The following is a 19,726-nucleotide window of genomic DNA, read 5'->3' as shown; positions in this document are numbered from 1 at the left end:
TCACATCAGGACGTCATCGGTCAGACATGGCGGGATCCCACAACATTTCCCGCTCTCCTCTGACGGAGGGCGGGTGGCGGCCCAGCCGCCGCCGAGCCCGGCGCGCGCCCGCGCCATGATCCCGCCGTGGTGCCGGGGCCGGGGCCGGTGCCGCGCCGTGCCAAACGGTGTTCACCCTACCCGCGCCCGGTCCGTACCTCTGCCTGGGCGGACCTGGCCCGGGTGCGGAGCCGCGTCAGTGGTGGCGTGGGGCGGCGGCGCGGGGCAGGAGCCACACCAGGGCGCAGCAGACGAGTGTGGTGACGGCCGTCACGGTGAGGCTGCGCGCGGCCGCTCCGGCCTGGCCGCCGGTCAGGGAGCCGAAGTAGACGGTGGTCACGGCGGCGGCGCCGACGGCGTTGGCGAGCTGCTGGACCGCGGTGAGCGAGCCGCCGGCGCTGCCGGACTCGGCGGGGTCGATGTCGCCGACCGTGATGACGTAGACCGTTCCGGAGCAGGTGCCCATGCCCAGGCCGACGACGAGCACCGGCGCGACGAGCGACCAGCCGCCGGCGGCGGTGCCTGAGGTGAGGACCAGGGCCAGCAGCCAGCCCGTCCCGGCCAGGGTGACGACCAGGCCGGCGACGATGAGGCGGCGGCCCAGCCGGGCGATGAGCCGGTGGGAGGCGACGGAGGCCACGACGATGCCCGCCGCCACCGGCGCCAGGCCCAGCGCGGCCCGCACCGGCGTGAAGCCCAGGCCCTTCTGCATGAACAGCGACAGCACGTACAGCAGGCCCGACACCGCCGCGAAGTAGGCGGCGCCGAGGACGAGCCCGGAGGTGAACCCGCGGTTGAGCAGCAGGGACGGCTCGATGAGCGGGTTCGCCGCCGTGCGCTGGCGCCGGGCGAACAGGGCGAAGAACGCCAGGCCGGCGGCCAGGGACAGCAGCGGGACGGCTCCCCAGCCGTGGGCCGAGCCGTCGATCAGACCGTGCAGCAGGCCGAGCATGGCCGCGGCGAGCAGGGCCGCGCCGGGGCCGTCGAGGGAGACGGCGTCGTCGCCGCGGTCCTTCGGCAGCAGGCGGGCGGCGGCCAGGACGATGACGCCGCCGAGGACGATGTTGATCAGGAACATCGCCCGCCAGCCGAGGCCGAACAGGTCCGCCTCGATCAGGCCGGCCGCCAGCACGGGACCGCCGACGGCGGAGCCGCCCAGGGCGGGCAGGAACGCGCTGAAGGCCGTGCCGAGCTGGTCGCGCGGGAAGACCGCGCTCAGGATGCCGAACCCCTGGGGGATCAGCAGGGCGCCGAAGGCCCCCTGGACCAGCCGGGCCGCGATGAGCGAGGCGGGGTCGGAGGCCAGGCCGCAGGCGACGGAGGCGAGGGTGAATCCGGTGATGCCGGCCAGGAAGACGCGGCGGCGGCCGTACTTGTCGCCGAGCCGTCCGCCGGGCACGAGCAGGACGCCCAGCGCGAGGGCGTAGCCGGCGCCCAGCCACTGGACCAGGGCGTCACCTCCGCGCAGGTCGGCGGCGATGGTCGGCGCCGCGACGTTGGTGATGGTGGAGTCGAGGAGGTCGAGGACGCTCGCCGCGATGACGACGGCCAGGACGGCGCGGCGCCTCGCCGGCGAGAGGGCGGGGGCCGCGGCGGAGGGGGCGGCGCGGGCGGGGGAGGGCACAGGGCTCTCCTTCCTGAGGTCGCACGCGACGCGTTCGTGTGCGTCGCGCAAATGTTGCGTGACGCACATGAATGTGGTGGATGGGGCGCCGGATGTCAAACAGAAAAAGAGCGCCGGCCCGGGGGCGAATCCCGGGCCGGCGCTCTCAGGCGTCCGGCGTGATCAGGCCACGTCGAACCGGTCGAGGTCCATGACCTTCGCCCACGCCGCGACGAAGTCGTTCACGAACTTCTCCTTCGCGTCGTCGCTCGCGTAGACCTCGGCGAGCGCGCGCAGCTCGGAGTTCGACCCGAAGACCAGGTCGGCCCGGGTGCCGGTCCACTTGACCTCGCCCGTGACGGAGTCGCGACCCTCGAAGGTGTTCGCGTCCTCGGACGTCGACTTCCACGCCGTGCCCAGGTCGAGCAGGTTGACGAAGAAGTCGTTGGTCAGCGCCCCGGGGGTCGCGGTGAACACGCCGAGCGGCGACTGCTGGTGGTTGGCGCCCAGCACGCGCAGGCCGCCGACGAGGACCGTCATCTCGGGCGCACTCAGGGTGAGCAGGTTGGCCTTGTCGAGCAGCAGGTACTCGGCGGGCAGGCGGTTGCCCTTGCCGAGGTAGTTGCGGAACCCGTCGGCGGTCGGCTCCAGGGCGGCGAACGACTCGACGTCGGTCTGCTCCTGGGAGGCGTCCACGCGGCCCGGCGTGAACGGCACCTGGACGTCGAAGCCGGCGTCCTTGGCGGCCTTCTCGACGGCGGCGGAGCCGGCGAGGACGATCACGTCGGCCACCGAGACCCGCTTGCCGCCCGTCTGGCCGGCGTTGAAGGCGTCCGCGACGCTCTCCAGGGTGCGCAGCACCGTCGCGAGCTGGTCGGGGTCGTTGACCTCCCAGCCGCTCTGCGGCTGCAGGCGGATGCGGGCGCCGTTGGCGCCGCCGCGCTTGTCGCTGCCGCGGAAGGACGAGGCCGACGCCCACGCGGTGGACACGAGCTGCGAGACCGACAGGCCCGAGGCCAGGATCCGCTCCTTGAGGGCGGCGACGTCGGCGGCGTCGATGAGCTCGTACGTCCGCTCGGGCAGCGGGTCCTGCCACAGCAGCACCTCGGACGGGACCTCCGGGCCGAGGTAGCGCGCGACCGGGCCCATGTCGCGGTGGGTCAGCTTGAACCACGCCCGCGCGAAGGCGTCCGCGAACTCGTCGGGGTTCTCCAGGAAGCGCCGCGAGATCGGCTCGTAGATCGGGTCGAAGCGGAGCGAGAGGTCCGTCGTGAGCATCGTCGGGGCGTGGCTCTTCGACGGGTCGTGGGCGTCGGGCACGGTGCCCGCGCCGGCGCCGTCCTTCGGCCGCCACTGGTGGGCGCCGGCCGGGCTCTTGAACAGCTCCCACTCGTAGCCGAAGAGGATCTCGAAGAAGCTGTTGTCCCAGGTGATCGGGGTGTTGGTCCAGATGCCCTCAAGGCCGCTGGTGATGGTGTCGCCGCCCTTGCCGGTGCCGAAGGTGCTGCGCCAGCCGAGGCCCTGCTCCTCGATCGAGGCGGCCTCGGGGTCGGCGCCGACGTGGTCGGCCGGGCCCGCGCCGTGGGTCTTGCCGAAGGTGTGACCACCGGCGATCAGGGCGACCGTCTCCTCGTCGTTCATCGCCATGCGGCGGAACGTCTCGCGGATGTCGCGGGCCGCGGCGATCGGGTCCGGGTTGCCGTTCGGGCCCTCCGGGTTGACGTAGATGAGACCCATCTGGACCGCGCCGAGCGGGTTCTCCAGCTCGCGGTCGCCGGAGTAGCGCGCGTCGCCGAGCCAGGTGGTCTCGGGGCCCCAGTAGACGTCCTCGTCGGGCTCCCAGACGTCGGCGCGGCCGCCGGCGAAGCCGAAGGTCTTGAAGCCCATCGACTCCAGGGCGACGTTGCCGGTGAGGATCAGCAGGTCGGCCCAGGACAGCTTCTTGCCGTACTTCTTCTTGACCGGCCACAGCAGGCGGCGGGCCTTGTCGAGGTTGCCGTTGTCCGGCCAGCTGTTGAGCGGCGCGAAGCGCTGCTGACCGGCCCCGGCGCCGCCGCGGCCGTCGCTGATCCGGTAGGTGCCGGCGCTGTGCCAGGCCATGCGGACCATGAACGGGCCGTAGTGGCCGAAGTCGGCCGGCCACCAGTCCTGCGAGGTCGTCAGCACCTCGGCGATGTCCCGCTTCACGGCCGGCAGGTCGAGGCTCTTGAACGCCTCGGCGTAGTCGAAGTCCCCGCCGAGGGGGTTGGCCACGGCCGGGTTCTTGGCGAGGATCTTCAGGTTGAGCCGCTCGGGCCACCACTGGTGGTTACCGCCGCCCTGGGTGGGGTGCGGGGCGCGCTCGTGCGCGACCGGGCAACCGCCGGCTTCGCCCTCTGTCTTGGGGTCGGTGACGATTGCGTCGTGGTTCTCGGTCAAGGGAATCCTTCCGGACTAGGCCGATCCGTGCTCAGGAAGTGCAGGCGGTGGAACATTCGGGGCACAGGCCCCAGTAGATGACCTCGGCCTCGTCGATCGAGAAGCCGTGGTCGTCGGAGGCGTGCAGGCACGGCGCGTCACCGACCGCGCAGTCGACGTCGGCGACGACGCCGCACGAGCGGCACACGACGTGGTGGTGGTTGTCTCCGATGCGCCCCTCGAACCGGGCGGGGCTGCCGGCCGGTTCGATCCGGCGTATGAGGCCCGCCGCGGTGAGCGCGTGCAGGGCCTCATAGACGGCTTGCAGGGAGATGTGACCCACGCGGTCGCGCACCCCGGAGGCGATCGCCTCCACGTCGAGGTGGTCACCGTGCCGGACGGTCTCGAGCAGCGCGACGCGGGCGGCCGTGACCCGCAGGCCGGCGCCGCGCAGCTCCTCGGCGGTGGTCGGAGTCGTGGGCGCGCTCATACCGCCGAACCTACCTTCATAAACACGAACACTACAAGAGAACGAACGACCCAAGTTTGGCGCCACGCCGGGCCCCGGCCGTGGTCAGCACGCCTTTTCCCCCGGTCGGCGGGGTCCTCCGGGGGCGGTCAGCCGGTCTCGTCGCGGCGGGCGCGGGCCGCCTCGGCGCGCAGGCGGGCGGCCCGCTCCTCCAGAAGGCGCGCCTGCTCCTCCGGCGAGGGCGCCACCTCGGGCTCCGGATCCTCCTCGTACGGCTTGGCGGCCTCGGCCCTGAAGACGCGCAGCGAGCGTCCGATCGAGCGGGCCACGTCCGGCAGCTTCTTCGAACCGAACAGCATGAACAGCACCAGCCCGATGACGAGGAGCTCGCCGATCCCGAGATTCTCCATGGTCCCCCCGTGGTGGAGCGCACGGTCAAGCCGTCTGCCATCCTACGTCCACGCAGGTCAGCGGGGGTGGGACCGGCTCAGGCGACCTGGTAGACGAGGTGCTGAACCCCCGTGCGGAAGGTCTCCGCCGAGACCAGCGTCAGCGGGACGGGGTTCTCGCCGTCCTCGAACAGCCGCCTGCCCCTGCGCACGGCGACGGGGTGCACCAGCAGGCGCAGCTCGTCCAGCAGTCCCGCGTCCAGCAACTGCTGGACGACCGAGATCGAGCCGCTCATGGCGATGTGCGTGTCGCCCGGCTCGTTCTTCAGCGCGGTCACGGCCTCGACGAGGTCGCCCCGCAGCAGCTCGGAGTTGCGCCAGGTGAACTCCAGCGGCTGCCGCGACACGACGATCTTCCGCGCGTCGCCGAGGGCCTTGGCCATGCCGGCGTCCTCGCCGCCCGCGGTCTCGCGCTCCGGCCACGCCCCGGCGAAGCTGTCGTAGGTCTCGCGCCCCAGCAGCACCGTGTCGGCGGTGGCCAGGGCGTCCATCACGGCGGCGCCCATCTCGTCGCTGAAGTAGGGCAGGTGCCAGGCCGCCGGGTCCTCCACGACGCCGTCGAGCGAGATGAACAGGCTGGCGATGATCTTCCTCATGGTGTTCCTCCTCGGTGAGGGGGCGGTCCGTCGCCCCCGCTGTGGTCTGTATGTCTACAGCCTGCGGGAAGGCGCTTACGGCTTTCCTAAGGAGGACTTATGGTGCGGCCTACGGGCGGATGGCGCCGACGAGGCGGCCGCGCCAGTAGCCGTCCAGGTCGCTGATCTTGATGACGTCGCCGGTCTGCGGCGCGTGGACCATCTTCCCGTCGCCCGCGTACATGCCCATGTGCCCCAGCCCCTTGCTGAAGAGCAGGTCGCCGGGCTGCAGGGCGTTCAGGGGGACGCGGCGGGCGGCGCCCCAGCCCCACTGCGTCCAGGTCGTGCGGGGCAGCGAGACCCCGGCGGCGCGCCAGGCCGCCTGGGTCAGGCCGGAGCAGTCGTACGAGCCCGGCCCCGTGCCCCCGAACCGGTAGGGCTTGCCGATCTGGGCGAAGGCGAACTGCAACGCCACGCGGGCGTTGCCGGAGGCGGGCCCGGAGTACGTCATGCCCGTGCTCCTGGGGTCACCGGTCCTGAAGGAGCCGATCCGGCGCAGCAGCCTCGTCTGCTCGGCGATCAGCTTCTCCACCTTCGCCCTCTCGCCGCGCACCTTGTCGCGGGCCGCCTCGGTCTCGGCCAGGACGCGCCGGGCCTCGCCGTACCGGTCGCGTAAGTCCTTGGTCGCCGCCTGGAAGGCCCGCAGCCTGGCCGCTCTGGTCTCGGTGATCCGGTCGAGGGTGGCCATGCCGCCCAGCACGGCTCGCGGGTCGCCGTCGGCGACGACCCCGCCCCAGCCGGGCAGGGGCCCCGACCGGTAGTCGCTGACCACCGCCGCCATGAGCTCCTCCCGCAGCTCCGTGGCCTGGGCGTTCTTGCGGGTGAGCTCGGCGTCGAGGCCGTCGTGCCGCTTCCTGGCCTTCTTGTACGCCTCTGTGGCCTGGTTGTACCGCTCGACCATCTGGTCGGCGCGTTCGTTGAGCTTCTGGAGCTTCGCCCGGACCTTCGCCGGCGACGGCTCGGCGACGGCGGCTCCGGGGGTGACCACCAGGACGGCCGACGCCAGTGCCGCCGCGACCGCGATCTTCCCGAGCCCTGCCGGCATGGCCACTACGACGCCTCCTCGTAGATCTCGAAGCTTGGGCGACATAGTACAGAGGGTCTGTGCTGTTCTGCCTCTCGCTTCGTGTGCGTGCTGACGCGACGGCGTACTAGCCGCGGTAGTGGCGGGCTCGTACGGGCCGCGTGAGGAGATACGCGTGCCGGCCGCGCCGCGTTCACCGCCGCCGCGGCTTCGCGGGGATCAGTCCAGCCAGCCCAGCCGGGCGGCGCGCACCCCGGCCTGGAAGCGGCTGGTCGCGCCCAGCATCGCGGTCAGCTCGCCGGTCACGCGGGTGACCGTTCGGGTGGACACCCCGAGCGTGCGGGCGATGGCGGAGTCCTTGGCGCCGTCGGCCAGCAGCCTCAGCACCGCGCGCTGCTGATCGGTGAGATCGGAGGCGTCGGACGAGCGGGGCACGTCCCCGAGCTCCGAGGCCGTGATCCAGCAGTAGTCGTAGATCGCCGCGAGCGAGCGCACCAGGCCGCCCTCGCGCACGAGCAGCGCGCCGGCGTCCATGTCGGCGGGATCGGCCTGCAGGATCGCGGTGTGCCGGTCGTAGATGAGCATGCGCGCCGGGATCACCGGGGTGGCCCGCACCTCGATGCCGTGCCGGACCCACCGCTCGGCGAACTCGCGCAGCAGCGGGGTGGAGAAGGCGATCTGCGCGTGGAGGCTGCGCACACGCACGCCTCTGGCGGTCGACGCCCTGCTGCGGGCCAGCCCCGCCTCCAGCGACTCGCGCGTCCAGGCCGCGACCGGGTGCATGCCGGCGACCTCGTGCGCGGTCATCTCGTTCAGCTCGTCGATCCGCTGCTGGAGCCGCCTGTTGTCGTCCTGGAGGGGGAAGAACTCGACGTGGGTGTCCTGCTCCGCGCGGCTCGGCAGGGTGAGGTAGCGGCGCGCCACGACGGAGGCGCGGACGTGCTGTTCCACCAGGCGGTCGAGCAGGCGGTGCCCGTCCTGGAGCCCGCGGGCCAGCGCCGCCGTGGCCTCCACCGGGGTCTCGTTCTCCGGGTGCAGCAGGCCGAGCCGGCCGAGCCGCTCGCGGGCGCGGGCGATCTCCGCCTCGGGCAGGTCCATGGCCGCGCCGGCCTCGGGCAGCGACTCGCCGCGCTCGCGCATGCGCGTGTACAGCGACCGGACGACGTGGTCGTCTTCCTCCGGCATCCGGCCCCTCCTGCCCTCCGTACGATCGCACATCGTAGCGGAGCTCGCGAAAGGCTTCCGGTTCGCGCCATGGCATGCTCTGGACACGGCGCGGGCCTGTGCTGGGGGCTTCCTGTGTACGACGATCGCCAGTAGTAAGCGAACGTCGCCCGAAGGGGACACACCGTGATCACTGTTGCGTACAGCCTCGTCACCTACCAGGTCGCCGGCCTCGCCCCGGACGCCTGCGACCACTGCGTGAGCGGCATCAAGGCCGAGCTGATCCGGCTGCCCGGGGTGGTCGGCGTGGACGTGACGCCGTCGGCCGCCAAGGTCAGCGTTCTCACCGACGGCCCGGTCGAGGCCGAGGCGATCCGGGCGGCGCTGGAGGCGGCCGGCTGCCCCGGCGTGGAGGGATGAGCGCGGCGCGCCGCGCATTTCCCGGCGCGCCCCGGTGAGACGGCGGCGGGGAGACGGGGGACAGGTCCCGTCTCCCCGGCGTCAGCTCTGGAACTCGGGGTAGCCGTAGCCGACGACCTGCGACTTGGGCCGGACGCGCTGTTCCACCCGGCCGTCGCCGGTGTTGCCCTCGATCGTGGTGATCGTGCCGTTCCCGTTGTCCTTCTTGACCAGGCCCACGTGGTCGATGCTGCGGATGCGCCCGCCGTTCCAGGAGAAGAACACGACCGCTCCGCGCTCGGCCTTCCTGCCCCACCGCTCGTGCCGCTTGAACCACCTGGCCCAGGTGACGGTGTAGGCGTCCGCGCCCATGCTGTCCCGCATGCCCGCCTTGTCGGCGACCCAGGAGACGAACATCGCGCACCAGGGGGCGTTGCGGTAGGAGCGGATGCTCCCGCCGTCGCGGGCCACGGTCTGGGCCGCGCGGGGCGAGGACATGTACCAGCGGTGGAAGCGGGTGCCGCCGCCGGCCTGGTTCTCCTTCACGCCGAGCTGGGACTTGGCCACCTTCAGCAGGGCGTCGGGGGTCAGCAGCGCCTTGTGGACCTGGGCGGTCTTCGGGGCCGGGGCGAGTTCCTGGGGCGGGGCGGCGTTCGCGACCGGGGCGCCGTTCTGGACCGGAGCGTCCTTCTGGGGTGGGGCGTCCGCCTGGGCGGGGGTGCCAGCCTGGGCCGGGGCGTCGTTCCGGGCGGCGGGGACGGCGCCGGGGCGGGAGGCGGCCGTCCGCTCGGCGGACCCGGGGTCGTCGGCGTGGGCGGGGAGACCGGACAGGACGACGCCGGCGGCGATCGTGACGCCGAGGGCGAGCCGGGGGAGGGCGGCGGACGTGCGAGCACGAGAGGGGACGTGCATGGCCATGCTGGGGGTTTGCTCCTTGCTTCCATGCCGCCTACCGGGTTAGCTGACGGGTTCGGGCGTGGAAGTGCCCTACGGGACGCCGTCGTGGACGGTGTCCCGATTCACCCCAAGGGGATTGGGTCCCCGGCTCCGCGATGACCGCGGACTCGGCGGCCGCGCCACCGCGGCGGGATCGGGATCCCGCCTGGGCGGCGCGGTCTTGGCAGTGGTGAGGCGCCCGGCCGGTGTGTCTCCGGCCGCACGTCTCGGGGCGCTCAAGGTAAGTGATGGGTATAGGGCGCGGCAAGAGGAGGTTTGTCGGGTTTTGTCATGAAACATCCCTGAACTGGGGTTTTATGCAGAATTCTTTACCTTTGGGTAGATCGGTTGTCGCGACCGCGCGCCCGGCGTGGATGTGACTACTATCACTCGTAGTCGGGTTCGAGGCCGGCCAGGAGGTTGAAGGAGCCGGTCAGCAGGTTGAGGGCGACCAGGCCGGGGAGCTCGGCGATGATCCGGTCGCTCCAGCCCTGCTCGCGGAGGCCCGCCACGTCCTGGTCGGTGATCGAGGACGGCTCGGCGAGCACGCGGACGGCGACGCCGATGAGCGCGGCCTCGTGCGGGTCGGCCGAGGTGCCCCGGCGGGCGAGGGCGATGTCGGCCTCGCCCAGTCCCGCCGCCTTCGCGGCCGACGTGTGGGCGTCGAGGCAGAGGCCGCAGCCGATCCGCTCCTGGACGGCGAGCGAGATCTTCTCGCTGAGGGCGCGGGGCAGCTTCGAGCGGCGCATGGCGCGGGACAGGTCGAGGTAGCCCTGGAGGACGGCGGGGGAGTGGGCCATCGTGGAGACCATCTCCCCGACGCCGCCGCGCCTCTCGATGATGTCGTTCAGCAGTTCGCGCGACTTCGCCGGCGCCTGCGCGGGGGCGAGTGTGGTCAGGCGTCGCATGCGATCACTCCTCGGGTCTCGGGTGGCGATACTATACCCCCGCACCGTATCTAGGAGGCTGGACATGACACCCGGAGGACGACTCGCCGAGCACCTGACCCGCTGGCTCGGCGCCTGGCCGCCCGCGTCCGAGCTGGACGTCGTCGGCGAACCCGCGCGGACGCGGCCCGGCTGGGACGGCGGGCTCCATCCCGTCCTGGGGATCGCGTCGCCCGAGGGCGGCGTCCTCTCGGTCCCGCCGGAGCACGCCGAACCGGTGGCGCGCCGGCACGCCGAGGAGCCCGGCCTCGCCGCGCTGGGTCCGCGCGTTCCGGCCCTGGTGGGGTATCCGGAGCGCGAGTGGTTCACCGCCGTCTACCGATGGACGCTCTCCCCCGCGTCCCTCCCCGAGGCCGGGGTGTGGACCGCGGCGGAGCACCCGGAGACGCCGGCGTGGCTGCGGCCCTTCGGCGGGGACGTGCTGGTCGCCCGGGACCCGGAGACGGGGGCGCACCTGGCGGGCGTGGGGATCAAGAAGCACGACGCGTACGGTCACGAGCTCGCCGTCGTGACCGCTCCCGAGGCGCGCGGGCGCGGGCTGGCCAGGGCGCTCGTCGCCCAGGCCGCCCGCAGGGTGCTCGACGAGGGGGCGGTGCCCACCTACATGCACGCCCCCGGCAACCTGGCCTCGGCCGCCGTCGCCGCCGCGGCCGGCTTCCCCGTCCGCGGCTGGACCGCCTTCGGCCTGACCGAGGAGCCGGCGCCGCCCGCGACGTGACACCGCCGCCCGCGACGTGACACCGCCGCCCGTGACGTGACGCCGCCGCGCGCAGTGGCGGCGCCCGCCGCCAGAAGGCCGCGTCAGAAGGCGTACGTGCGGGTGACCGCCAAGAGGCCGCCGTCCTCCCTGGTCGAGGCCACCAGGGACGGGGGCATGGCGGCGAACCCCGGCACCGCCCGCAGGCCGTCGGTCTCGGCGACGGCCGTCACGCGGACCGGGCCCGCCCCCGCCACCCGCAGGGTGATCTCGGCGCCGCTCGCGGGCAGGCCGCGGAAGCGCACCTCGCCCGGCCAGGTGCCGGCCCGCGTGCCCGTCACGGGCACGGTCACGGGCGTCAGCCCGCGGGCCGCGGCCGTCGCCCCGACGACCGGGCGCTCGACGCGCAGCGTCATCGAACGGGCGCCGCGGCCGGCGCGTACCCGCAGCCGGATCGCGTCGCCCTCGCGCCCCAGCAGCGTGAGGCGGGGAGCGGCGGCGGGGGCGGCGGGCGCCGGCCCGGTCCACAGCGCCCCGCGGGCGTAGCCGGGCGGGAGACCGGTGGTGTCGTGGCCGGAGACGTAGCGCCTGGTCCAGGCGGGCGGGTCGGTGTCGGCGCTGACCCAGTGGGCCGTCCGCGTGTCGGCGTCCATCACGTAAGCCAGATGCGTGCGCCCCGGATCGGCCGCGTCGAAACGATCCACGGCCAGCCCACCGGCGGCCAGGGCGAGCGCGAGCGCCGCGGCGACGGCCGGCACGGCCACGCGCCACCGCCGCGGCGCCAGCAGCTCGGCGAAGGGCAGCAACGTCAACGCGAACAGCGCCACGACCAGGGCGGCGGCCCCGCCCAGGGCCAGCCCCAGGCCCTCGAAGACCAGCCGGGCCATCGCGGGCAGCAGCATCGCCGACACGGAGGCGCCGGCCGTCAGCGCCGCCACCCGCCACCGGGGCGGCAGCAGCACCGCGCCCAGCCCGCCGAGCGCGCCCGCCAGCGCGGGCAGGCTGAGGACGAACGCGGCGCCCGGCGCGTACGCCGCGCACGCGACTCCCAGCCCCGCCGGCCAGGCCAGCGCGCCGACCGCCGGCGCGGCGGGCCCGGCCACGCGCCGCAGCGCCACGTACCAGGCCAGCACCGAGGCCACGGCCAGCAGCGCGACGGCCGCCTGGAACGGCCCCGGCCGGTGCAGCAGCCCGCCCATCACGTCGTACACGGGCCGCGCCCCGGTCATCATCTGCCACTGCCCCTGGGCCAGCGCCACGGCCAGCGCGAGCGGCACGATCCCGGACACCGCGCCCGCGGCCAGGCGCGGCAGGCTGAGCAGCCGCCGGCGGCGGGCCACCAGCGCGAGCCCCGCGACCGCGGCCACGGCCAGCAGGGCGAGCGGCCACACGAGGCCCTGCGGATAGCGCACCATGACGCCGAGGACCCGGAAGTACGTGGCGTCGTGGCCGGCCCGCAGCGTCGCGAGGTCCGCGTTCCCCAGCGTGCGGGCCAGCGCCAGCATCGTGGAGCCGTGGTGCTGGAGGCTGCCCCGGTCGAGCTGGTCCAGGGAGTCCTGGGCGGTGTGGTAGCGCGAGGAGCGTTCGAGGTAGGCGAAGTTCATGCCGGTGAACCCGGCCTTGGTCAGCGGCGTGAAGTCGGTGTTGTTCGGCAGCAGGCGGTAGATCGCCATCAGGGACGAGTTCCCGCGCGGGTGCGGCACGGCCTGCCCGAACGCGCGCACCAGCTCGGCGTCGCCCGGGGTGGTCTCGAACAGCATGGAAGGCCCGGCGACCCCGCGGGCCTCGAAGTTCAGCAGCACCCCGCCCCTGCGGCCCAGCGGGTGCTCGCGGGCGAACGCCTCCGCGCCGAGCACGCCGTCCTCCTCGCCGTCGCTCATCAGCAGCACGAGGTCGTTGCGGAGCGCGGCGCCGCCGAGCGCCCGTACGGTCTCCAGCATCGCGGCGACGGCCGCGGCGTCGTCGGAGACGCCGGGCCCCATGGACGCCGAGTCGTAGTGCGCCGCGATCAGCACCGTCCCGGTCGGGTCGCTGCCGCGGCGCACGGCCACCAGGTTGTGCACCTGCCCGAACGAGGCCAGCCCGGTCGAGGCGTTCGCGCCGATCGCCCGCTGCGTCATGACCTCCAGCCCCGCCGCCCGCAATTGGCCGGCCAGGTAGTCCCTGGCCCGCTCGCCGGCCGCGCCGCCGATCGGGCGCGGCTCGGTGGCGAAGCGTTCGAGATGCCGCAGGGCCCGCCCGGCGCTGAACTCGCCGCCCGGGGCCGAGGCGGGCAGGGGTTGCGTGGTGCTGTCCGCCATGGCGGTCAGCATGATCAGCGCGGCGAGCACGAGCAGGGCCGACAGCCCCGCCACGGCCCGGCGCGGCGCCTCGATCAACGTTCCGGTCATGACGAGGAACGCTAGGTCCGCGCCCTTACGGGGGGTAATGAGGCGTGTGCCCGGATTGACCTGCGGTTTTCCTCAGGACGCCCGCCGGGATCGCGCAGCCGCGTCCTGATCGTCCCCGCGGGCAACCAACCGGGCGCGGGCGTAGTCCAACCCCGCGTGAGCAACGCACTGATCGACGGGGACCCGCAGCGGCTCGGCGCGTACTGGCTGGCCGGGCGGCTGGGCGTGGGCGGCCAGGGCGTCGTGTACGAGGCGTACGACCAGGCCGGCACGCGGGTGGCGGTCAAGGTGCTGCGGGGCGACCTGGCCGGTCAGAAGGAGCTGCGGGGGCGGATGGTCAGGGAGGTGGTCGCGGCGCAGCGGGTGGCGTCGTTCTGCACCGCCCGGGTCCTCGGCGCCGAGCTCGACGGGCCCAGGCCGTACATCGTCAGCGAGTACGTCGAGGGCCCGAGCCTGCGGGCGGCCGTGACGGGCGGCCGGCGCTTCGCCGGGGACGACCTGCACCGGCTGGCCACGGCGATCGCCACCGCGCTGACCGCGGTCCACGACGCGGGCGTCGTCCACCGCGACCTCAAACCCGACAACGTGCTGCTCGGGCCCGACGGCCCCCGGGTGATCGACTTCGGCGTGGCCAGGACGCAGGAGATGTCGCTCACGACGACCGGGGTGGTGGCGGGCACGCCCGGATACATGGCGCCCGAGGCGTTCTCGGGGGAACGCGTGGGGCCGGCCGCGGACGTGTTCGCGTGGGGCGCCGTGGTGCTGTTCGCCGCCACCGGGAAGGACCCGTTCTCGGGCGAGTCGCTGGGCGCGGTCATGCACCGCGTGCTCTCGCACGAGCCCGACCTCGCCGCGCTGCCCGCCTCGCTGCGCGGCCTGGTGCGCGCGGCGCTGGCCAAGGACGCGGCGCGCCGCCCGCGCTCGCGCGAGCTGCTGCTGGGGCTCCTCAACGCGGACGGTCTCGCCGGTCGGGCGGACGGACCGGTCGGGCGGGCGGACGGTCTCGCCGGGCCGGACGGGGCGATGGGGGAGACGGCGCGGCTGCTCGCGCGCGGCGCGGACGACGGCGGGCGGCTCGGGGCGCCCGGCGACGACCCGGCGCTCGGCGTCATCGCCGAGGACGCCTACGCGGCCCTCTCGCCCGCCGACCGGGAGCTCGTGCCGGACGTCTTCCTGCGCCTGGTCACGGTCACCGACGACGGCCTCCTCATGCCGCGCGAGGCGCGCAGGTCCGAGCTGCCTCCCGGCGCCGATCGCGTGCTGGCCGCGTTCGCCTACCTCGTGTCGGCCGTGGACGGCGAGGAGCGGCTCCGGCTGCTGCGGCCCGCCCTGCCGCTGGCCTGGCCCCGGCTGCGCGCCTGGATCGCGGCCAACCGGGACGGGCTGTCCATCCACCGGCAGATCTGGACGGCCGCCGAGCGCTGGCAGGAGCGCGGGCGCAAGGACGCCGACCTCCTGCACGGCAGCTCCCTCGACGACGCCCTGCGCTGGGCCGCCGCCGAACGCCGCAACATCACCCTCACGCGCGCCGAGCGCGACTTCCTGGAGGCGGGCGCGGCGCTCACCAGGCGCCGCTCGCGGCGCACCAGAGTGCTGGCGGCCGGCCTCGGTGTGTTGCTGGTGGTGTCGCTGGTCGCGGGCGGCCTCGCGGTACGGCAGAGCGTCACCCTGGCCGAGCAGGGCGAGACGCTCGCCCGGCAGCGCGACACGTCCGAGTCCGCCCGGCTGGCGGGCGTCGCCGAGTCGGTGCGCGGCCGCGACCCCGTGCTCGCCATGCTGCTGAGCGCGGCGGCCGGTCGGCTCGCGCCCACGGCCGAGGCGCGGTCGAGCCTGTTCGCCTCGCTCGCCGACCAGGCCACCGGCGCCTTCCACGACCCCGCGACGGGCCCGGACGTGGCCCGCGCGCTCAGCGCCGACGGCCGCACGCTGGTCAGCGTCAGCCCCGGCGAGGTACGGGTCTGGGATGTGGCGACCGGCCGCCGCACGGGCGGCTTCACCGGCGAGCTCACCGCGCCGGGCCGGCCCGCCGCCCGCTTGCGGCAGGTCGCGATCAGCGAGGACGGCCGGCTCCTGGCCGTGGCCGACACCAAGGGCGTGGCGCTGTGGAACCTCGCCAACGGCGCCCGGGTGGGCCCGCGCGTGCCCGCCAGCGAGGAGATCGACCTGGAGATCTCCTTCAGCGGCGGCCTCCTCGTCATCGACACCGGGCAGGGCAAGACCATCCGCGACCCGCGCACCGGCCGGAGCACCATGCTGCCCGAGCTGGACAAGGTGGCGGTCCACCCCGGCGGCGACTACGTCGTGGCGGGCGGCAAGCGGTGGGCGCTGCCCTCCGGCAAGGCCATGCCGGGCTTCCCCGGGATCTGCTCGAACTGCGCCACCCGGCCGAGCTTCAGCCGCGACGGGCGGCGGCTGGCCATCGGCGACGACAAGGGGCTCACCGTCTTCGACGCCCGCACCCGCGAGGAGCTCGTCTTCCTCGCGGACTGGAACCGCATGATGACACCGGTGTTCGACCGGGACGGCCGGGTGCTCGCGGGGCTGGGCCCGACGCTGCGGCTCTACGACGTGGACTCCGACGAGCCGCTGGTGTACGAGCGCACGCCGCCCGACCTGGCGTCCGCGGTCGGGTTCGGGCCGGACGGCGTGCGGTACCTGAGCGGGGACACGGTCGTCACGCTCCCGCCGTACACGGTGGAGGCGGAGCCCGTGGACGAGGCGGAGCTCGACCCGAGCGGCCGGCTCCTCGCCTCCCACGCGCTGAACGCGTCCGAGGTGCGGGTGGCCGACCCCCGCGCGTGGGACGCGTCCCGGGCGCGCTCGGCCGGCCGGGCGCTGGCGGCCGGGCCGTCGGACCCGTACGACAGCGAGCTCACCTTCAGCCACGACGGCCGCCGGCTCGCGCTGCGGCGCAGCGACGACGCCGTCGTCTGGGACACCGCCACGGGAGCCGAGCTGGCCAGGGTGCCGCTCACCGGCATCACCGACGGCTCGCTCCCCGGCCCGGCCGGGCTGTGGACGGCCGGGGCGAAGACGTTCACCCTCTGGGCGCTGCCCGGCGGGCGGCGGGTCAAGCAGGTGCCCAGGCCGCGCCTGTCCGGCTGGACGGTGACCGCGCAGGGCCGGCTCGTCGGTCTCGACGCGGACCGGCTGCGCATGATCGACCTGGAGAGCGGGCAGCCCTACGGCCCGCGGCTGCCGTTCCCGGGCGCGACCGAGGACGTCTGGTTCGACGCGGGCGCGAGGCTGGTCGCCGCGGACTTCGCCGGCAAGGTCGGCGTCTGGGACACGCGCACCGAGGCCCAGGTGGGCGACTGGCTGCGGGTGGGGGAGGCGCCGTGGGCGGCGGCGTTCTCGCCCGACGACCGGCTGTTCGCGTTCGCCTCGCAGGACAAGACGCTGACCGTCTGGGACGTGGGGCGGGGACAGCCGGTCGGGCCCGTGGTGCGGCTGACGGACAGCGCGCGGTCGGTCGTCTTCACCGGAGACTCGGCGGAGGTGGTGGCGATCGGTCGGAAGGCGCGACTGACCCGGCTGCCCGTGGCGGTCGGGCCGCTGATCGGGGCGGTCTGCGCCCGGGCCGGGCGCAGCCTCACCGCGGCGGAGTGGGCGCGCCACCTCCCCGGCCGGACGTACCGGCCGGGGTGCTGATCCGGCCGGGGCGTCGTCGGCCCTGGCCGGATCAGTACGCCGGGGCGTCGTCAGCCCTGGCCCGACCAGTACGCCTGGGCGCGCTGCCAGGCCGCGGCGCCGACCGCGCGGCCGAGGGCGCGGCCCTGCAGGTCGCCGGCGCGGAAGTGGATGCCGCCGTAGCGCCGCGACAGCCCGGCCTGGTCGGCCGCCTCGGAGAAGGTGTGCCAGCGCAGCGTCACGTCGGCGGCCGGGGTGACGCCCGGCTCCACCTGTGACGAACCCTTCGCGATCACGGCCTGGCCGCCGAACGCGTCGCCGCCCGTGAAGCTCCGCAGCACCTCGGCCGCCGCCCCGCTGAACGTGCTGTGCCCCGAGACGTACTCCGCGAACGGCGGCGTCGGGAACGTGGGCACCTGGTAGGGCACCCAGGTGGCGCCGTCGATCACCCGGCCGCCCCAGGTGGGGATCCGCCGGCCCTGGTACAGGTGGCGGACCGCGGTGATCGGGCGGGCGGAGTCGTGGTCGCGCTTGACCTCCCAGGCGGCGATCCCGGCGTCCATCACCGAGTTGGCCAGCGCGAAGAACATCTTCACGTCCTGGTCCAGGCCGTGCCCGTCGCGCGCCGACACCTGCTGGGCGAACAGGCACCAGTGGCCGGGCGGGGTCTCGCTGTTCGGGCCGTCGGCCCAGTACTCGGCGATCGCCTTCTGGCGGTCGGTCAGCGCGGCCGTGCCCGCCACGATCTCGGCGGCCTGCGCGCGGAAGGCGGCCGTGCCGTTCGCCGCGGGCGCGGGCACGCCGTCGGCGAGGTCGCGCGCCCGGCCGCTGAAGGACGCCACCCCGCCCCAGTGGGGCGCCAGGAACGGCGGCGTCACCAGCACCCCGGCCTTGTTGCGGTACGTGAGCGGCTGCCAGCGGCTCGGGTCGTTGACCGAGGTCAGCGGATCGGCGACGACCATCGGGGCGTTGACCGGGGCGTAGCCGGTGGTGTCGGCGTAGCCGCCGAGCTGGTTGGAGCCGTCGGCGTGCCGGTGGTCGAGCACCGCCGAGCAGGCGGCCAGGCCGGTGCGGGCCGGCTGGCCGGAGGTGTCGGCCGGGTCGTAGCCCAGCTCGGTCATCAGCGCGTCGAAGGCGGGCCGTTGCGCGGGGTAGAGGTCGGCGGCGGCCTGGTGGGCGGCGTAGCTGACGGCCTCGGCGCGGTTGGCCTCGGTGCGCTCCGCCTCGGGCCGGCGCAGCGACCCGCCCAGGCGGGTGCCGACGGCGACCGCGTCGTAGGCGGCCCACGCGTCGTACGCGCAGGTGTGGACCACGGCCAGGGCCCTGGCCGCCTGCGGCGGGCCGAGGGTGCCGGTGCGCACGGCCGCCAGCAGCGCCTCGTTCCACCGCACCACGACGTTGCCCCCGGCCCCGGTGTGCGCCCCCGCGGGCGCCGGGGAGCCCGTCGCCGGGTGGGCGGGGGCGGCGGGCAGGAGGAGCGTGGCGGTGGCCGCCACGGTGAGCGCGAGCGCGCGTAAGGACGTCCGGTCGGGCATGGCAGATCTCCTCGCGTGGCGGGCCCCCGTGCATCTGGCCTGGCGATCATGCCATGCTCGAACGCGTATTCGAGCTAACTGGAAGGTGGGGGTTGTCTATCCAGGTGTCCCTCAGGTGTCGCCCGGGTGTCGCCCGGTCGCCCGGTCACCGGGTGTCGCCCGGTCGCCCAGGTGACGCCCGGTCACGGGAGCGGGTGGCCGGCGTGGGGGTTGGCGGCCGCGCCCTCGGTGCTGAGCAGGACGAGCGCCGCGTCCGGTCCGAGGCCCAGGGCCGCGCGGCGCTCGCCGTTCCCGTCGCCGGTCAGGGCGGCCCGGACGCCCGCGAGCGAGGCGGCGCCGCAGGGGCCGGAGGAGACGCCGAGCGCGGCGAGGTCGCGCGCCGCGCAGGCGGCGTCGGCGTCCGTGACGGCGACGGCCGCGTCCAGGCCGTCCTTCAGGTACGGCCAGGCGGCGCTCGACGGGGTGCCGCAGTTCAGCCCGGCCATGATGGTCTCGCCGGTGGCGACGGCCACCGGCTCCCCGCGTACGAGGCTCGCCAGGACGCAGGCGGCGGCGCCGGGCTCCACGGCCAGCAGCGCCGGGGGAGGCCCGGCCGTACGGCTGCGGTAGTGCGTGACGACGGCCTGGGCGAGCGAGCCCACGCCCACCGGCACGGCCACCAGGCCGGGCGAGGTCACACCGGCGGCGGCGAGCTGCGCGTCGGTCTCGGCGAGCAGGGTGGAGTAGCCCTCGACGATCCAGCCCGGGATCCGCTCGTAGCCGGGCCAGGCGGTGTCCTGGACGAGAAGCGCGCCCGGAGCCGCGGCGGTCTCGGACGCCAGGCGCACCGCGTCGTCGTACGACCCGGCGACCTCGGTGACCTCGGCCCCTTCGGCCGCGATGGCGGCCACGGCCTGCGGATGCACGCCGCGCGGGACGAGAACGCGGGCCCGCAGGCCCAGCAGCCGGGCGGTGCGGGCGACGGCGCGGCCGTGGTTGCCGTCGGTGGCGGTCACGAGGGTGACCGCCCCGCCCCGGCCGTCACCGTCCGCCGTGCGTTCGGCGAGGGCGCGGTGGACCGCCCACGACGCGCCGAGCGCCTTGAACGCGGGCAGTCCGAGGCGGGACGACTCGTCCTTGACGAAGACCCGCCCGACGCCCAGCTCGGCGGCGAGGGCGGGCAGCTCGGCCAGGGGGGTGGGGGCGTAACCGGGCAGCGAGGCGTGGAAGTCGCGCACCTCCGCGGGAGCGGGGGCGCACCTCCAGTCGCGGGCGCCCGTCCGCGCGAACCAGGCGGGCGTGGATGACGATGAGCGTGGTGGCACCTGATCAGCGTGCCATCCCCGGGTCCGGCGCGTCTCCCGCACCCCCTGCCCGGACCGCCTCCGTCCCGGACCGCCCAGCCTTCGCCGCGGACCGCCTCCGTCCCGGAC

Annotated in this window: 15 protein-coding genes and 1 riboswitch; of the genes, 3 read left to right on the top strand and 12 right to left on the bottom strand. The window is 74.8% G+C overall.

Annotated features, from left to right (window positions below; all coding sequences use genetic code 11):
* Positions 1–235: 235 nt before the first annotated feature.
* The 7 genes from HTZ77_RS00540 to HTZ77_RS00510 all read right to left on the bottom strand — a co-directional run bounded on the left by HTZ77_RS00540 (position 236) and on the right by HTZ77_RS00510 (position 7,801).
* Positions 236–1,663, bottom strand: a complete 1,428-nt coding sequence (locus HTZ77_RS00540) for an MFS transporter (RefSeq protein ID WP_328808348.1) — start codon at positions 1,661–1,663, stop codon at positions 236–238.
* Between the two features lie 162 nt (positions 1,664–1,825).
* Positions 1,826–4,060: a catalase/peroxidase HPI gene (katG, locus tag HTZ77_RS00535; RefSeq protein ID WP_175587419.1), complete on the bottom strand. Its 2,235-nt coding sequence runs from the start codon at positions 4,058–4,060 to the stop codon at positions 1,826–1,828.
* A 31-nt stretch (positions 4,061–4,091) separates the two neighbouring features.
* Positions 4,092–4,529: a Fur family transcriptional regulator gene (locus HTZ77_RS00530; protein WP_175587418.1), complete on the bottom strand. Its 438-nt coding sequence runs from the start codon at positions 4,527–4,529 to the stop codon at positions 4,092–4,094.
* A gap of 128 nt (positions 4,530–4,657) precedes the next feature.
* Positions 4,658–4,918, bottom strand: coding sequence for a twin-arginine translocase TatA/TatE family subunit (locus HTZ77_RS00525; protein ID WP_175587417.1), 261 nt, complete (start codon positions 4,916–4,918; stop codon positions 4,658–4,660).
* A gap of 77 nt (positions 4,919–4,995) precedes the next feature.
* Positions 4,996–5,553, bottom strand: coding sequence for a dihydrofolate reductase family protein (locus HTZ77_RS00520; protein WP_175587416.1), 558 nt, complete (start codon positions 5,551–5,553; stop codon positions 4,996–4,998).
* A gap of 109 nt (positions 5,554–5,662) precedes the next feature.
* On the bottom strand, positions 5,663–6,637 hold the full coding sequence (locus HTZ77_RS00515; protein ID WP_175587415.1) for a C40 family peptidase: 975 nt from the start codon (positions 6,635–6,637) through the stop codon (positions 5,663–5,665).
* A 198-nt stretch (positions 6,638–6,835) separates the two neighbouring features.
* Positions 6,836–7,801, bottom strand: a complete 966-nt coding sequence (locus HTZ77_RS00510; RefSeq protein ID WP_175587414.1) for a helix-turn-helix transcriptional regulator — start codon at positions 7,799–7,801, stop codon at positions 6,836–6,838.
* A gap of 165 nt (positions 7,802–7,966) precedes the next feature.
* Between HTZ77_RS00510 and HTZ77_RS45665 the strand changes: the two genes are divergently transcribed.
* Entirely contained in the window at positions 7,967–8,200 is a 234-nt protein-coding gene (locus tag HTZ77_RS45665) for a heavy-metal-associated domain-containing protein (RefSeq protein ID WP_175587413.1), read from the top strand.
* 81 nt (positions 8,201–8,281) lie between these two features.
* Here HTZ77_RS45665 and HTZ77_RS45660 read toward each other — a convergent pair whose 3' ends face one another.
* On the bottom strand, positions 8,282–9,097 hold the full coding sequence (locus HTZ77_RS45660; protein WP_235994108.1) for a CHAP domain-containing protein: 816 nt from the start codon (positions 9,095–9,097) through the stop codon (positions 8,282–8,284).
* A 13-nt stretch (positions 9,098–9,110) separates the two neighbouring features.
* Positions 9,111–9,259: riboswitch (cyclic di-AMP (ydaO/yuaA leader) on the bottom strand.
* A 242-nt stretch (positions 9,260–9,501) separates the two neighbouring features.
* Positions 9,502–10,023 carry a carboxymuconolactone decarboxylase family protein gene (locus HTZ77_RS00495; protein ID WP_175587412.1) on the bottom strand — a complete coding sequence of 174 codons (522 nt, stop codon included), beginning with the start codon at positions 10,021–10,023 and terminating at the stop codon, positions 9,502–9,504.
* Between the two features lie 64 nt (positions 10,024–10,087).
* On the opposite strand from HTZ77_RS00495, the gene HTZ77_RS00490 reads away from it, so the two are divergent.
* Positions 10,088–10,780 (top strand): GNAT family N-acetyltransferase, encoded by a 693-nt coding sequence (locus HTZ77_RS00490; RefSeq protein WP_175587411.1) that lies wholly within the window; start codon positions 10,088–10,090, stop codon positions 10,778–10,780.
* An 83-nt stretch (positions 10,781–10,863) separates the two neighbouring features.
* Here the strand turns inward: HTZ77_RS00490 and HTZ77_RS00485 are convergent, their stop codons facing one another.
* Positions 10,864–13,149, bottom strand: a complete 2,286-nt coding sequence (locus tag HTZ77_RS00485; protein WP_175587410.1) for a M28 family peptidase — start codon at positions 13,147–13,149, stop codon at positions 10,864–10,866.
* Positions 13,150–13,305: 156 nt separating this feature from the next.
* On the opposite strand from HTZ77_RS00485, the gene HTZ77_RS00480 reads away from it, so the two are divergent.
* A complete protein-coding gene (locus HTZ77_RS00480) occupies positions 13,306–16,800 on the top strand; it encodes a WD40 repeat domain-containing serine/threonine protein kinase (protein WP_175587409.1) in 3,495 nt (1,164 codons plus the stop codon).
* 50 nt (positions 16,801–16,850) lie between these two features.
* On the opposite strand, the gene HTZ77_RS00475 is transcribed toward HTZ77_RS00480, so the two are convergent.
* Together HTZ77_RS00475 and HTZ77_RS00470 are read right to left on the bottom strand one after the other, a co-directional pair.
* Entirely contained in the window at positions 16,851–18,314 is a 1,464-nt protein-coding gene (locus HTZ77_RS00475) for a vanadium-dependent haloperoxidase (RefSeq protein ID WP_175587408.1), read from the bottom strand.
* Between the two features lie 182 nt (positions 18,315–18,496).
* Complete coding sequence (locus HTZ77_RS00470; protein ID WP_175587407.1) at positions 18,497–19,618, bottom strand: diaminopropionate ammonia-lyase; 1,122 nt, start codon at positions 19,616–19,618, stop codon at positions 18,497–18,499.
* Positions 19,619–19,726 lie beyond the last annotated feature (108 nt).

The organism is Nonomuraea montanisoli (assembly GCF_013363975.1).
Classification (GTDB): Bacteria; Actinomycetota; Actinomycetes; order Streptosporangiales; family Streptosporangiaceae; genus Nonomuraea; species Nonomuraea montanisoli.
This window is presented reverse-complemented; position numbering and strand designations above follow the sequence as displayed.